General features: G+C 64.8%; 16 protein-coding genes. 6 read left to right on the forward strand and 10 right to left on the reverse strand.

The annotated features are described in order from the left end of the window. Positions 1–62 precede the first annotated feature (62 nt). On the forward strand, positions 63–1,163 hold the full coding sequence (locus UB43_RS24255; protein WP_045216324.1) for a flavin reductase family protein: 1,101 nt from the start codon (positions 63–65) through the stop codon (positions 1,161–1,163). 17 nt (positions 1,164–1,180) lie between these two features. Then, positions 1,181–2,257, forward strand: coding sequence for a fatty acid desaturase (locus tag UB43_RS24260; RefSeq protein WP_045216327.1), 1,077 nt, complete (start codon positions 1,181–1,183; stop codon positions 2,255–2,257). 6 nt (positions 2,258–2,263) lie between these two features. Here UB43_RS24260 and UB43_RS24265 read toward each other — a convergent pair whose 3' ends face one another. Both UB43_RS24265 and UB43_RS24270 read right to left on the reverse strand, forming a co-directional pair. Continuing rightward, positions 2,264–2,479, reverse strand: a complete 216-nt coding sequence (locus tag UB43_RS24265; protein WP_045216330.1) for a hypothetical protein — start codon at positions 2,477–2,479, stop codon at positions 2,264–2,266. A gap of 111 nt (positions 2,480–2,590) precedes the next feature. Beyond that, the gene (locus UB43_RS24270; RefSeq protein WP_045216333.1) at positions 2,591–2,833 is read right to left on the reverse strand and encodes a DUF6868 family protein; all 243 of its coding nucleotides are present in this window, start codon (positions 2,831–2,833) and stop codon (positions 2,591–2,593) included. Between the two features lie 218 nt (positions 2,834–3,051). Here UB43_RS24270 and UB43_RS24275 point away from each other — a divergent pair, with 218 nt between their 5' ends. Further along, positions 3,052–4,362: an MFS transporter gene (locus tag UB43_RS24275; RefSeq protein WP_045216334.1), complete on the forward strand. Its 1,311-nt coding sequence runs from the start codon at positions 3,052–3,054 to the stop codon at positions 4,360–4,362. Positions 4,363–4,443: 81 nt separating this feature from the next. Here UB43_RS24275 and UB43_RS24280 read toward each other — a convergent pair whose 3' ends face one another. The 3 genes from UB43_RS24280 to UB43_RS24290 all read right to left on the reverse strand — a co-directional run bounded on the left by UB43_RS24280 (position 4,444) and on the right by UB43_RS24290 (position 6,800). Next, the gene (locus tag UB43_RS24280; protein ID WP_045216335.1) at positions 4,444–4,887 is read right to left on the reverse strand and encodes a hypothetical protein; all 444 of its coding nucleotides are present in this window, start codon (positions 4,885–4,887) and stop codon (positions 4,444–4,446) included. Between the two features lie 331 nt (positions 4,888–5,218). Beyond that, on the reverse strand, positions 5,219–5,932 hold the full coding sequence (locus UB43_RS24285) for a hypothetical protein (protein WP_045216339.1): 714 nt from the start codon (positions 5,930–5,932) through the stop codon (positions 5,219–5,221). A gap of 334 nt (positions 5,933–6,266) precedes the next feature. Beyond that, positions 6,267–6,800: a bacterioferritin gene (locus UB43_RS24290; RefSeq protein WP_045216340.1), complete on the reverse strand. Its 534-nt coding sequence runs from the start codon at positions 6,798–6,800 to the stop codon at positions 6,267–6,269. Positions 6,801–7,083: 283 nt separating this feature from the next. Between UB43_RS24290 and UB43_RS24295 the strand changes: the two genes are divergently transcribed. Next, positions 7,084–9,174 (forward strand): AsmA family protein, encoded by a 2,091-nt coding sequence (locus UB43_RS24295; protein ID WP_045216342.1) that lies wholly within the window; start codon positions 7,084–7,086, stop codon positions 9,172–9,174. A gap of 81 nt (positions 9,175–9,255) precedes the next feature. Here UB43_RS24295 and UB43_RS24300 read toward each other — a convergent pair whose 3' ends face one another. The 4 genes from UB43_RS24300 to UB43_RS24315 all read right to left on the reverse strand — a co-directional run bounded on the left by UB43_RS24300 (position 9,256) and on the right by UB43_RS24315 (position 11,855). Next, positions 9,256–9,711 carry a GyrI-like domain-containing protein gene (locus UB43_RS24300; protein ID WP_045216346.1) on the reverse strand — a complete coding sequence of 152 codons (456 nt, stop codon included), beginning with the start codon at positions 9,709–9,711 and terminating at the stop codon, positions 9,256–9,258. Positions 9,712–9,866: 155 nt separating this feature from the next. Further along, positions 9,867–10,211 (reverse strand): osmotically-inducible lipoprotein OsmE, encoded by a 345-nt coding sequence (osmE, locus tag UB43_RS24305; protein WP_045216348.1) that lies wholly within the window; start codon positions 10,209–10,211, stop codon positions 9,867–9,869. A gap of 87 nt (positions 10,212–10,298) precedes the next feature. Then, complete coding sequence (locus UB43_RS24310) at positions 10,299–10,517, reverse strand: hypothetical protein (RefSeq protein WP_045216349.1); 219 nt, start codon at positions 10,515–10,517, stop codon at positions 10,299–10,301. 72 nt (positions 10,518–10,589) lie between these two features. After that, a complete protein-coding gene (locus UB43_RS24315; RefSeq protein ID WP_045216350.1) occupies positions 10,590–11,855 on the reverse strand; it encodes an Hsp70 family protein in 1,266 nt (421 codons plus the stop codon). Between the two features lie 209 nt (positions 11,856–12,064). Between UB43_RS24315 and UB43_RS24320 the strand changes: the two genes are divergently transcribed. Next, positions 12,065–12,928, forward strand: coding sequence for an oxaloacetate decarboxylase (locus UB43_RS24320; RefSeq protein ID WP_017518216.1), 864 nt, complete (start codon positions 12,065–12,067; stop codon positions 12,926–12,928). Between the two features lie 35 nt (positions 12,929–12,963). On the opposite strand, the gene UB43_RS24325 is transcribed toward UB43_RS24320, so the two are convergent. Next, a complete protein-coding gene (locus tag UB43_RS24325) occupies positions 12,964–13,608 on the reverse strand; it encodes a hypothetical protein (protein WP_045216353.1) in 645 nt (214 codons plus the stop codon). A 176-nt stretch (positions 13,609–13,784) separates the two neighbouring features. Here UB43_RS24325 and UB43_RS24330 point away from each other — a divergent pair, with 176 nt between their 5' ends. Further along, positions 13,785–14,051, forward strand: coding sequence for a DksA/TraR family C4-type zinc finger protein (locus UB43_RS24330; protein WP_045216354.1), 267 nt, complete (start codon positions 13,785–13,787; stop codon positions 14,049–14,051). Positions 14,052–14,130 lie beyond the last annotated feature (79 nt).

A 14,130-nucleotide genomic window follows, 5' to 3' on the forward strand; every position in this document is an offset into this window, starting at 1 on the left:
GACTGAAAAGTCCGGCGCATGCGATTTTAAGTGAACACGTGTTTACTGTCTGGTGTTCGCCCATGTCCCTGTTTCCCTTCACCGGCCTGCGCTTCGTCTCGCCGCTCTTGTCGCCGTTGCGCGCTCTGGTGCGCGGCCAGTGGCTGCGCGAGTCGGACGTCGATGCGCTGTTGCGCGCCTGCAACCGTGGCTGGTCGCTGCGGCGGGTATACGCGAGGGTCGAGGCGCGGCAGTGGGTGGCGGACGACATGCTGGAATTGCGCCTGCGCCCCAATGCGCACTGGCGCGGCGCGCGCCCCGGCCAGCACCTGCAGCTGTTCGTCGAGCGCGACGGCGTGCGTCACAGCCGCAGCTACAGCCTGACGCGCATCGCCGAAGACGGCTGCCTGGAGTTCGCCGTGAAGCTGCAGCCGGGTGGGCGGATTTCTTCCTTCCTGCTGCAGCGACTGTGCGTCGGTGACGTGCTGGAGCTGGGCCTGCCGGATGGCGAGCTGAGCTGGCCGGCCGATGACCGGGGCGTGCTGCTGCTGGCCGCGGGCAGTGGCCTGACGCCCCTGCTCGGTCTGCTCCGCGAGGCGCTGGCGCGTGGTTACGGCGGCCCGGTGACGTTGCTGCACTACGTCCGCGAGCGCGGCCAGAAGGCTTTTGTCGTGGGGTTGGAAGCACTGGCGCGGCAATACCCGAATCTCGAACTGCGTTGGGCGCTGAGCGGCGATGCCGCGCGGGACGGCGAGTTGTCCGGACGCTTCCGGCGCGATCATGTGGCCGACCTGGATGGCCGCCATGTGCTCGCCTGCGGCCCCGGCGGTTTCGTCGAAAGCGTGCGCCAGGCGCTGGGCACGAGCAGCCGCAGCCTGCAGGTGGAAAGCTTCAGCCCGCCGGCCTGGGAGGATCGAGAGCCAGCAAAGGCCGTGAGCCTGCGCTTCGTCCGCAGCGCGCTTCAGGTGACCGGTGATAGCCGCCGCAGCCTGCTGGAGCAGGCCGAGTCCCATGGCCTGCGTCCGGTACATGGTTGCCGCCAGGGCGTCTGCACCCGCTGCACCTGCACGCTGGTCAGCGGCTGCGTGCGTGACCTGCGCAGTGGCGAGCTGTTCAGCGAGCCCGGCCAGCCCATCCGTATCTGCGTCAGTGCGCCCCAGGGCGACCTGACCGTCGATCTCTGATCTTCAGGAGAATGCCCATGCGCGAAGATCGCGACCTCAGCGCCGCCGAACTGGCGGCCTTCGGTGCCGAACTGGACGCCCTGCGCCAGCGCACCCTGCATGACCTGGGCGAGAAAGACGCCCGCTACATCCGCCGTATCCGCGCGGCGGTGCGCTTCTGCTGCTGGAGCGGCCGCGCGCTGCTGATGGCCGGCTGGTTCCCGCCGACCTGGCTGCTGGGCACCTTTCTGCTCGGGCTGGGCAAGATCCTGGAGAACATGGAGCTGGGCCACAACGTCATGCATGGCCAGTACGACTGGATGAACGATCCGGAATTCTCCGGCCAGCACTACGAGTGGGACATCGTCGGCCCCGCGGATTTCTGGCGGCACACGCACAACCATGTGCACCACACCTACACCAACGTGCTGGGCATGGACGACGATGTCGGTTACGGCGTGGTCCGGCTGTTCCCCGAGCAGAGGTGGAAACCTTTCTACCGCTGGCAGCCGCTGTGGGTGACCCTCCAGGCGCTGCTGTTCCAGTACGCCGTGGCGGTGCAGCACCTGCGCCTGGACAAGTACGTGAAGGGGCGGATGAGCAAGGAGGAGCTGCGCCCGCTGCTGCGCCAGTTCAACGCCAAGGTCGGTCGCCAGTGGGTCAAGGACTACGTCGTGTTCCCGCTGCTCGGCCTGTTCGCCGGCGCGTTCGGCGCGGTGCTGCTGGGCAACGTCATCGCCAACCTGATGCGCAACCTGTGGACCTTCACCGTGATCTTCTGCGGGCACTTCACCGAGAAGGCGGCGGTATTCCCGCCCGAGGTGGTGCAGGGCGAGACGCGCGGCCACTGGTATCTGCGCCAGCTGCGCGGGTCGAGCAACCTGGAAGGGGGCCCGCTGTTCCACATCCTCACCGGCAACCTCAGCCACCAGATCGAGCACCACCTCTTTCCGGACCTGCCGGCGCGCCGCTATGCGCAGCTGTCGAAGGACGTGCAGGCGATTGCCGCGCGCTACGGCCAGACCTACAACAGCGGTCGCCTGTCGGCGCAGTTCGCCACGGTGCTCAAGCGCATCTGGATTCATCGCCGGCCGACACAGCCCGCGCTGGCCTGAGTCGAGTCAGGCGCGGCGGGTCATGGGCGAGGCGATGTCCTCACGCAGGGCCCGCAGGTCGGCGGCGTCCTGGTTGAGGTGATGGATGGACTTGAGCAGCTTCTGTCGGAGCAGATCATCCTGGACCTGTTCGACTGCCCGCATGACTTCCAGGGCCGTGGCCTCGTTGTTGGCGGCGACGGCGTCGAGAGTCTTTCGCAGGCTGCGGGTTGCGTGGTTCACGTGGTGTTCTCCTGAAAACTGCACGCACCCTACGACCCGAGTATTTCCAATAAATTTCAACAAGTTGCTTTCCGATCGACGGTCATGATGTCGCACCAGTGGCGTATCGATTCAGGAAAGCATGCACAGCGCCAGCAGTGGCACCAGGTTGAACAGCAGGACGCCGATCTTGTAGGCCGCCATGCCGCCGTAATGAATGCCATCGAATCGCTCCACCGGCAGGGAGAACCAGCGGGTGTGCAGGCGATAGACGAAGTCGTGGGCGAGGGTAAAGGCGGCGAACCAGACCAGCAGGATGGCGTAGTTGATCAGGGTGCAGTAGAGCAGGAAGGGTTTCAGGTCCTGGAGCAGCATGGCGATTCTCCGGGTACGTACTGCGTTGGACGCGCGCCCGCAGGGATGGTTTCAGGCATCCGAACGGGTATCGGTCCAATAGCCGGCGCGCTGGCCGGCGGCCATAATGCTCGCCTGCCGCAAACCATGTGATCTTTGCCGCACGACCGCTGTCCGATGTGCGGACGGCTAACCTTGCCGTTATACCCCCAATTCCTCATTTGCCTGCCGGACTCGCCATGTTCAGCCCGCTCGTCACCTTTCCCGCGCTCTATACCGCCACGCTGCTGATGCTCGCCGGCTCCGGCCTGTTCACCACCTACATGGGCCTGCGCCTGACCCAGGAAGGCGTCAGCGACCTGTGGGTCGGCGGCCTGATGGCGGCCTACTATTTCGGCCTGGTCTGTGGCGGCAAGTTCGGCCACAAGCTGATCGCCGGCTTCGGCCACATTCGTTCGTACGTGGCCTGCGCCGGCATGGCGACGGTGATCGTGCTGATCCATGCGCTGGTCTCGCAACTGGAGGTGTGGATCGTCCTGCGCTTCGTGATGGGCGCGGTGATGATGAACCAGTACATGGTGATCGAGAGCTGGCTCAACGAGCAGGCCGAAGGGCACCAGCGCGGCAAGGTGTTCGCCGGCTACATGGTGGCGGTGGATGCCGGCCTGGTGGTCGGCCAGGGCCTGCTGGCGCTGAGCCCGGCGCTGGATTACAAGCCGCTGCTGCTGGTCGCCATGTGCTTCTCGTCATGCCTGATCCCGTTGGCGCTGACCCGCCGCGTCCACCCGGCCAAGCTGGTGGCGGCGCCGCTGGAGATCGGTTTCTTCTGGAAGCGCGTGCCGCAGTCGCTGGGCACCATCTTCGTTGCCGGCCTGATGGTCGGCGCGTTCTACGGCCTGGCGCCGGTGTATGCGGCGCGCAACGGCCTGGACACCGCGCAGTCGAGCTTCTTCGTCGGCATGTGCATCGTCGCCGGCTTCTGCGCACAGTGGCCGCTGGGCTGGTTGTCGGACCGGGTGAATCGCAGCTGGCTGATCCGCGCCAACGCCTTGCTGCTCTGCCTGGCCGCCGTGCCGATGTGGGGGCTGATCGAACTGCCCTATACGCTGCTGCTGGCCAACGGTTTCGTCACCGGCATGCTGCTCTTCACCCTCTATCCGCTGGCGGTGGCGCTGGGTAACGACCACGTCGAGCAGTCGCGCCGGGTGGCACTGTCGGCCATGCTGCTGACCACCTACGGCGTCGGCGCCTGCATCGGCCCGCTGTTCGCCGGCGCGATGATGCGCCACTTCGGCCCGGGCATGTTCTACATGCTGGTGTCGGCCTATGCGCTGATCCTGATCTTCTGGGTGCAGCCCAAGCGCGTCACCGGTGTGCACCGCGTCGACGAGGCGCCGCTGCACCACGTGGCCATGCCCGATACCGTCAGCCCGATGGCTGCCGCGCTGGACCCGCGCGTCGAGGAGGTGCCGGAGGAACTGGTGGTGGAAGCGCCGGCGAGCATCGGCCGTTCCGATGGCGAGCCGGATGCCGGCGAGACGAAGCACTGAGCGAATTGCGCTAACGCAGAAATGAGAAAGCCCGGCGGATGCCGGGCTTTTCTTTCGCCTGTCAGGCGTATTGCGTCTGGATCAGGAAACACGCTTCAGGTGAGCATCGAACACGGTGTCACCACCGGACTCGGCGACCATGTTGCTGTGCAGCTTGTCGATGGTGTGCTCGGAGCCGTTCTCGGCTACGCGGACGTCATCCATCTGCTTGTGCAGGCGGTCGATGGTGCGCTCGGAGCCGTTGTCGGCAACGCGGGCTTCTTCCATCTGCTTGTGCAGGCGGTCGATGGTGCGCTCGGAACCGTTGTCGGCGACGCGGGCTTCTTCCATCTGCTTGTGCAGGCGATCGATAGTGCGGTCGGAGCCGTTCTCGGCAACACGGGCTTCAGCGCTCTTCTGCTGCAGCTGGTGTTCGTGTTGCGGGAGGGAGCGCGGGCCGTTGTTGAGGATGGCCGGGGCGGCGAAGACGGCGCTGGCGGACATCAGGGAAGTGAGTGCAAGGCTGAGGGCGATCTGGCGTTTCATGTTGTGTGGCTCCGAAAGGGGGGCGGTATGTTTTGGCTACAGGGTTATTTTCCCTTCGGATAAATCGATTTAAAAACGATGCTGGGTAATACAGAGCATCAGTGATGTCGATTATTTAGCCGGCTAATTTCTACTATCGCCGTCAATGATGGAACGACGAAAACCGCTCTAGGGCGGTGCTTTCTGGCGTGTTTCAGGAGGTTTCAGGCAAGACGCCGTTACAAATCACGGCTGGCCTGTTATCGAGGGTGGGGGTTCGCGGGTTTCCAGCGATAAGAAAGCCCGGCGGGGCCGGGCTTTTCTCTCACCTTGCGGTGTACTGCTTCGAGCGTTACGCCTTCAGGTGGGCGTCGAAGACGGTATCGCCACCGGACTCGGCGACCATGTTGCTGTGCAGCTGGTCCACGGTGTGCTCGGAGCCGTTCTCGGCAACGCTCATTTCGCTGTGCAGGCGGTCGATGGTTTTGCTCGAACCGTTTTCAGCTACGCCCAGCTGCTTGTGCAGGCGGTCGACAGTCTGGCTGGAGCCATTCTCGGCGACGTTCATTGCCTGGTGCAGGCGGTCAACCGACTGGCTCGAACCATTTTCGGCAACGCTCATTTCGCTGTGCAGGCGGTCGATGGTTTTGCTCGAGCCGTTTTCAGCGACGCCCAGTTGCTTGTGCAGGCGGTCAACCGATTTGCTGGAACCGTTTTCGGCAACGCTCATTTCGCTGTGCAGACGGTCGATGGTTTTGCTCGAACCGTTTTCAGCCACGCCCAGTTGCTTGTGCAGGCGGTCGACGGTCTGGCTGGAGCCGTTCTCGGCCACGTTCATTTTCTGGATCAGGCGATCGACCGACTGGCTGGAGCCGTTTTCGGCGATACGGGCCTTGGCCGCGTCCAGTAGTTTCTGCTGCTGACCCAGGCTACGTTCGGCGCCTTCCTGAACCAGGATCTGGGTCTGGCTGGCGTTGATCACAGGGGATTCCTGCTGGGAGCCGGCGAAAGCGGCATTGGCAGCAAGTACGGAGAGGGCAAAGCCAAGTACGAGGGTGCGTTTCATGATGCGGCTCCAGAAAGAGTGGGGAGTTCGTTGGACACGGACTCAGTATCTGTTCTGGATTATCGATTGGAAAACGATGTCGGGAGATAGTCGCTATCGATGTCGATGATTGTTAAATAAATTCAATAAAATCAGATAGTTGATTGTAAAAATTGACTTCTATCAACGCCTTTGATGGGCGATATCGGCGCGATTTGTAGTATCCGTTTATTCGATGTATTTGTTGGTCAGCCGTGGCTCAACGGCTCTGGGATGCGGGTTTTCGCCGAATGGCGACGCGCGCAAGCACGAAGCCCGGCCGGAGCCGGGCATCGATGTGGGCGATGGCGAGGGGCTACTTGAGGTCCTGCAGGAGGTCGGCCATGTCGTCGGCGTGCTCTTCCTCCTGGGCGAGGATCTCCTCGAACAGGCGGCGCGTGGTCGGGTCGTCATCACCCAGGTAGACGACGATCTCCCGATAGCTGTCGATGGCGATGCGTTCGGCGACCAGGTTCTCGGTAATCATCTCGCGCAGGTTGGCGCCGGCCACGTACTCGGCGTGGGAGCGCTCGGTCAGTCCGTGGGGATTGAAGTCCGGCTCGCCGCCCAGCTGCATGATGCGCTCGGCCAGCAGGTCGGCGTGCTGCAGTTCCTGGGTGGCGTGCTCGAGGAATTCGGCGGCGGCAACGCTGGCCTTCAGCCCCGTGGCCATGAAGTAGTGGCGCTTGTAGCGCAGGTAGCAGACCAGTTCGGTCGCCAGCGACTCATTGAGAAGACGCAGTACGGTCTTGCGGTCGGCATGGTAGCCCTCGGTCACTGCGCCGTCCTCGATGTTCTGGCGCGCCCTCTGGCGCAGGGTCTGGACGTCGGTCAGTTGTGCCTGGTTCATCAGTTGTCTCCTTGCGGCGGGCCGGCGCTACGGTGGCGCGTGGCATGGTTCGGGTCACAAGGGTGTGAGTCGTGCCCTGCCTGGAAAGTTTGGTTTTTTTGCCCGGCAGCGTCGTTGCGCAAAATTGCCGTGCAGATTGCGGGAGCCATCACCTCGCTATGCTGGTCCAAGACCACAGGCCAAGGGAGAATGCCGGCCCGGCATGCTCAGGCGGCCGATGATGACCGGCAGCGGCGTGGGGACGTCGCTGCTTCCACCGACGCGGCCAGCAGGGAGTTCAGGTATGACGCGCGGGAAACGAATCTGCCTCTGGAGCTTCACGGGTTTCATCGCGGTGATCGCCGCGCTGGTGGTGTTCATTGCCACCTTCGACTGGAACCGGGTGAAGCCGACCATCAACGAGAAGGTCTCGGCCGAGCTGGGGCGCCCCTTCGCCATCAATGGCGACCTGCAGGTGTTCTGGCGCACCGAGCCGGAGGAGGGCGGCTGGCGCGCCTACGTGCCGTGGCCACACTTCAGCGCGCAGGACATTACCCTGGGCAATCCGGACTGGGCGGCGGGCAAGACGCGCGCGCCGAACTTTGCGAGTCTCGAAAAAGTCGAGTTCCGCCTGGCCCCGTTGCCGCTGTTGTGGCAGACGGTGCGCATCCCGCAGATCGTCCTCACCCGCCCCAGCGCCGACCTGCTGCGGCTCGCGGATGGGCGGGCGACCTGGACCTTCGAGCTGCCGAAGAAGGACGAAGACCCCAACGCTCCGCCCGCGCCGTCGCCGTGGAAGCTGGATATCGGCGAGATCGGCTTCGACAAGGGCAGCGTCACCCTCGATGACCAGAGCCTGAAGACCCGCCTCGAGCTGCTGGTGGACCCGCTCGGCAAGCCGGTGCCCTTCGGCCAGTTGGCGGGCAAGGCGCTGGCCGGGGGCGACAAGGCCGGCACGCAGGACTACGTGTTCGGCTGGAAGCTCAAGGGCCAGTACAAGGGGCTGCCGCTCAACGGCTCGGGCAAGGTCGGCGGCATGCTTGCCCTGCAGGACGCCGCCAAGCCCTTCCCGGTGCAGGCCGACGTCGCCGCCGGCAGCACGCGTGCGAGCATCGTCGGCACCCTGGTCGACCCGCTGAACCTCGGCGCGCTGGACCTGCGCCTGAAGCTGGCTGGCACCAGCATGGCCAACCTCTTCCCGCTTACCGGCGTGACCCTGCCCGATACGCCGGCCTACGAGACCGACGGCCGCCTGAAGGCCGAGCTGCATGATTCGGCCGGCGCGCAGTTCCACTACGAGAACTTCAACGGCAAGGTTGGCGACAGCGATCTGCATGGCGACCTGGTGTTCGTCAATCGCCAGCCACGGCCCAAGCTCTCCGGCAAGCTGCGCTCGGACCAGCTGCGCATGGCCGACCTCGGCCCGCTGATCGGCGCTGACTCCAACCAGGAGAAGCAGGCGCGCGGCCAGAGCACCCGCCAGCCGGCGGACAAGGTGCTGCCGGTGGAAGAGTTCCGCACCGACCGCTGGCGCGCGATGGACGCCGACGTGGAGTTCACCGGCAAGCGCATCGTGCACAGCGACAAGTTGCCGATCAGCGACCTCTATACCCACCTGGTGCTCAACGATGGCCTGCTGACCCTGGAACCGCTGCGTTTCGGCGTGGCCGGCGGCACGCTGGATTCGCATATCCGCCTGGACGGCGGCAAGACGCCGCTGCAGAGCAAGGTCCAGCTGCAGGCGCGCAGCTTCAAGCTCAAGGAGCTGTTCCCCAGCTTCGCGCCGATGCAGTCCAGTTTCGGCGAGCTCAACGGCGACGCGGCCATCAGCGGCACCGGCAACTCGGTAGCAACCATCCTCGCTGGCGCCAACGGCGAGATGAAGCTGCTGATCAATGACGGGCGCATCAGTCGCAGCCTGATGGAGATTGCCGGGCTCAACGTGGGTAACTACGTGGTGAACAAGCTGTTCGGCGATGACGAGGTGAAGATCAACTGCGCTGCTGCCGACGTGGGCATCGCCAACGGCCTGGCCAAGCCGCGGGTGTTCGCCTTCGATACCGAGAACGCCATCATCACGGTGGATGGCATGGCCAACTTTGCCACCGAGCAGCTGGACCTGGACATCACTCCGCAGAGCAAGGGCGTGCGTATCTTCTCCCTGCGCTCGCCGCTCTATGTGCAGGGCACCTTCAAGAACCCGAAAGCGGGTGTGCATGTGCTGCCGCTGGCGGCCCGTGGCGCAGGGATGGTCGCCCTCGGCGTGGCGGTGGCTCCGGCGGCGGCGCTGCTGGCGCTGATCGCCCCGAGCAAGCAGGACGACAACCAGTGCGCGGCGCTGCTGCAGCAGATGAAGCAGCCGGCGAAGGCGCCGGCGCCGGCCAAGCGCAAGTAAGCGGCAGGTGGAGGGCGGGCATGCCTGTAGGAGCGGGCCGTGCCCGCGATCGCGCGCATGGCGCGCTCCTACAAGGCAGGCCTAGTAGATCGGCACGTAGAGGTCGGTTTCAGAAGCTGGGTCTTCCGGCCCCAGGAAGCGCTCGGTGTAGCGTTCAAGGTCCACGCCTTTCTTCGGCTCCAGGCCGTGGCGGGCCAAGAGGCTGGAATAGATGGCCTGGAAGCTGTCGGCGATGGCGGTGACCGGGCCGATGTGGGTGAACACCGCGTACTTCTGCGCGGGCACCTCGAAACCCATCATCCCCTCGGGCACGGCGGCGCCAGCGTCCACCGGCAGGCCGGCGATGTAGTGGAACTCACCGCCCGGCAGCTGGGTGCAGACGCCATAGGCGGTCTTGTCCGTCGCGCTGGCCGCGATTTCCTGCTCGCGCGGCAGGAAGCGCTGCCACAGCAGGCCGATGCTGTCACCCGGCGCGCTGCCGCGGTAGTCCATGCCCACCACGTGGAAGGCGGGCAGTTCGATGATGCGGTATTTCATGGGCGGCTCCTGAGATGGCTGCAGGGATGATAGACCGCCACCGCACGCAGGGAACTACCCCCGCGCAAGCCTGTGGCGCGGTGCCAGAGGAAGGCGCCAAACGAAAATGCCCCCGCCAGCGGGCGAGGGCATTTTCTTCATCGCTCAGACCTTCGTCACGGCTGGTAATCACGCTCGTGGCGGTCCAGCTCGGAACAGGTCATGAACCCCGACCCGTCCACCCGGCCACTGCTATCGAAGCTCACGTAGAAGGGCTGTTGCTGCCCGTCCTTGCTGAGGATGTAGCTGTTGCAGCTGCCCGGTTTCATCAGGCGTTTCTGCGTCGACGACGGGGTGCCGCCGATCTTCAGGACTTCTTCCTGGCTCATTCCCTTCTCGACATTGCGCACCAGCGGCTGGTCGCGGAAGGTGATGTAGTTGACCGGGTTCTGCACCTTGGTGGATGCGCAGCCCGCCACCGAGGCCAGTACCAACAGCGCCAGCAGTGATCGCTTGTACATGGTGTTCTCCTTGGTTGAGCAACTCACTCGCTCAACTTGGAGCCTAGGCCATGATCCGGCGTTCAAGAAATCTGCAGGACGCAGGCCTCACTGGGCCTCTTTCAGGGCATCGTCCAGGCGCTGCTGGCTCTGCACGTTGGCCGCATCGATCTGCTGCTTGAGCTGCTGCATCTGCTGCTGGGCCTGTTGCGCCTGCTGGGCCTGCAGGTTGGCGGTGGTGGCCGCGGTGGCGGCGGTCTCGCCCAGGCCGCAGGCGGAGAGCGCGGCGGACAGGAGCAGCAGGCTGGTCAGTTGGAGGGTGCGCATGGCGGACTCCGGGCGCGAGGGGTATTACCGCCACACTAGCGCATGGCGGCAGGTCCGTCAGTGAGCGACCGCTCAGCCGTAGCGCTTCATCGCCTCGATGGCCAGGCCGTTGCCGATACCGCCGAAACGGTCGCCATCGACGTGGCGGGCGTTGGGCAGCATGGCCGCCACGCTCTGGCGCAGCGCCGGCACGCCGGAGGAGCCGCCGGTGAAGAACACGCTGTCGACCCGCGCCGGGTCCACGTCGGCGGAATTGAGCAGTTCGGTGATGCTGCCGCGCACGCGCTCCAGCAGCGGGGCGATGGCGCCTTCGAACAGGTCACGGCTCAGCTCGGCAACCAGCCCCGCTTCGATACGCATCAGGTCGATGTCGCGGCGCTCGGTGTCGGACAGCTCGATCTTGCTGGCTTCCACCTGCATCGCCAGCCAGTGGCCGGCGCGCTGCTCGATGAGCTTGAACAGGCGGTCGATGCCGGTGGCGTCGACGATGTCGTAGCGCATGTTCTGCAGCGCCAGTTGGGACTTCTGCGCGTACACCGCGTTGATGGTGTGCCAGGTGGCGAGGTTGAGGTGGTAGCTGGTCGGCATGAAGGCGTCGCTCTTCATCTTGCTGCCGTAGCCGAACAGCGGCATTACACCCTGGATGCTCAGCTGCTTGTCGAAGTCGGTACCGCCAATGTGCACGCCGCCGGTGGCGAGGATATCGCCCTGGCGGTCGGCCACTTCGCGACGCTCCGGCGACAGGCGCACCAGCGAGAAGTCCGAGGTACCGCCGCCGATGTCGACGATCAGCACCAGCTCTTCACGCTGGATGCTGCGCTCGTAGTCGAAGGCCGCGGCCAGCGGTTCGTACTGGAAGGAGACGTCCTTGAAGCCGAGCTTCTGCGCCACGGCCACCAGGGTGTCCTGGGCTTCCTGGTCGGCCTTGGGATCGTCGTCGACGAAGAACACCGGACGCCCCAGCACCACGGAGTCGAACTCGCGCCCGGCAACCACTTCGGCGCGCTTCTTCAGTTCGCCGATGAACAGCCCCAGCAGGTCCTTGAACGGCATGGCGCTGCCCAGCACGGTGGTCTCGCTTTTCAGCAGCGAGGAACCCAGCAGGCTTTTCAGCGAGCGCATCAGGCGGCCTTCGTAGCCTTCCAGGTATTCGTGCAGGGCCAGGCGGCCATAGACCGGGCGGCGTTCCTCGACGTTGAAGAAGATCACCGAGGGCAGGGTGATCTTGTCGTCTTCCAGGGCGATCAGCGGTTCGGTGTCCGGGCGCCACCAGCCGACGGTGGAGTTGGAGGTGCCGAAGTCGATGCCCAGGGCGCGGGCCGCAGTGGTCGGGAACATGGTGCGCAAGTGTCCGGAGAAAAAACGGCCGCGCAGTTTACGCGAGTGTTCGCCGAAATTCAGGGTATCCGTCGGAAGGCTATGGTGGCAAAGAGGGCTTGGGGAGTAGCTTGTAGTTTTGCTACATTGTGTTCCTGTAGTTTTCCTACAAGAGTTTTCCACTATCTGATTTTCGTTCTCCCACCCCGTATTAGCAGTTGGATCCCACCATGCACAGAGCCTCCTTCCACGAATTGCGCAAGGATTTCCGCGCCTTACTGAATTCTTCAGCCTGCTATCACACCGCTTCGGTGTTCGATCCCATGTCGGCGCGCATCGCCGGCGACCTGGGTTTCGAAGTGGGCATCCTGGGCGGTTCTGTAGCTTCACTACAAGTTTTGGCGGCGCCTGATTTCGCGCTGATCACCCTGAGCGAATTCACCGAGCAGGCCACCCGCATCGGTCGCGTCGCCCGTCTGCCGGTGATCGCCGACGCCGACCACGGCTATGGCAATGCGCTGAACACCATGCGCACCATCGTCGAGCTGGAACGCGCCGGCGTGGCCGCACTGACCATCGAGGACACCCTGCTGCCCGCGCAGTTCGGCCGTAAGTCCACCGACCTGATCCCGGTCGAGGAAGGGGTCGGCAAGATCCGCGCGGCACTGGAAGCGCGCATCGACTCGGAAATGGCGATCATTGCTCGCACCAACGCCGAAGTGCTGGAAGTGGACGACGTGATCCGCCGCACCCTGGCCTACCAGGCTGCCGGCGCCGACGGTATCTGCATGGTCGGCATCCGCGATTTCGACCATCTGGAAGCCATCTCCCGCCACCTGTCCGTGCCGCTGATGCTGGTGTCCTACGGCAACCCGGAGCTGCGCGACGACGCGCGACTGGCCGAGCTGGGGGTGCGCATCGTGGTCGACGGCCACGCCGCCTACTTCGCCGCGATCAAGGCCACCTACGACTGCCTGCGCGAGCAGCGCGGCGTGCATGCCTCCGACCTGACTGCTTCGGAGCTGGCGAAGAAGTACACGCTGCCCGAGGAGTACCAGATCTGGGCGCGCGAATACATGGAAGTCAAAGAGTAGGACCGCCTGTTCTGTTTTGTTCTTTCCTGCGCCGCTCAGCTGCGCGGCAGATGCGCCAGCAGGTATTCGACCTGGGCGTTGAAGGGATAGAGCAGAGTGCCTTCGGGTTTCTCCGCCTTGCGCAGGTAGCTCCAGCGCGAGAGCAGGGAGTCCCGGCTGGCACCGGCGGGTAATGCCGCCAGGCGTTCGCCGATCAGTTCCTGCAGCTCTCCGATGCGTGCCGCATCGCCCTCGCTTTCCTTCCCCAGCAAGCGCCCGTTGGCCCGCCGCGCCTCCAGCAGCGCCAGCTCGCGCAACTCGTCTTCAAGCCCCTTTGATGCCGGATTCCGCGTGAGGATGAAGGTGTCGAACAGCCCGGCCACCTCCCGCGTCTGTGCCACCGCGTGCTGCAGGTCCGCGTCCTTCTGCGAGTAAGCCGCACGCACCTGATCCAGGGCCTGTCGATAAAGCTGCCAGAGGTCCTGCAGGTGGGCGGCATTCTTCTGCTGCGACAGCTGCTGCTCGAAACCCGGCCCGAGGCCATCCAGCCGCGCGAGGAAACGGTCGTCGCCGGTGGCACTGTACAGCAGCAGGTAGCGCTCCATGTCGCGCAGGCTGGCATCCACGGCGTCGGCATTGGCGGCGCGCGGCAACAGGCCGGCGAGCAGGAGGCTGGCGATCAGGGTGCAGGCATGGCGCATGGCGGGGTTCCGACAGTCAGAGGTCTCCCGATTCTCGGCAGGCATGCCCGTGCGGACCATCAGACGTATCTGGTTTCCCGGCGACACACTCGTCGCTTCCTGCGCCATCGCCCTTGCAATCACTGCCGTCGCCCTGCATATCTTCAGAAGTCACGACTATTCCACGGGAGGTCGCCATGGCCAGCGGCTGGGCAAACGACGGAGCGGTTCAGGAACAGATCGACAGCACCATCGAGGACGCCATCGCACGGGCGCGCAACCAGATGCCCAAGGGCGAGAGCCTGACCCATTGCGAGGAGTGCGACGCGCCGATTCCCGAGGCGCGGCGCAAGGCCATCCCCGGCGTGCGCCTGTGCGTGAACTGCCAGGCCGAGCACGACAAGGAGCAGGCCAGCTACGCCGGCTACAACCGCCGCGGCAGCAAGGACAGCCAGTTGCGTTGACGTGCTTCCCCTCCGCTATGAAAACGGCGCCCCTGGGGCGCCGTTTTCGTTGGTGCGTCTCCTGTAGGAGCGGGCCATG

Origin of the sequence: Pseudomonas sp. 21 (genome assembly GCF_000955805.1) — a bacterium.
Lineage (GTDB): Bacteria > Pseudomonadota > Gammaproteobacteria > Pseudomonadales > Pseudomonadaceae > Pseudomonas.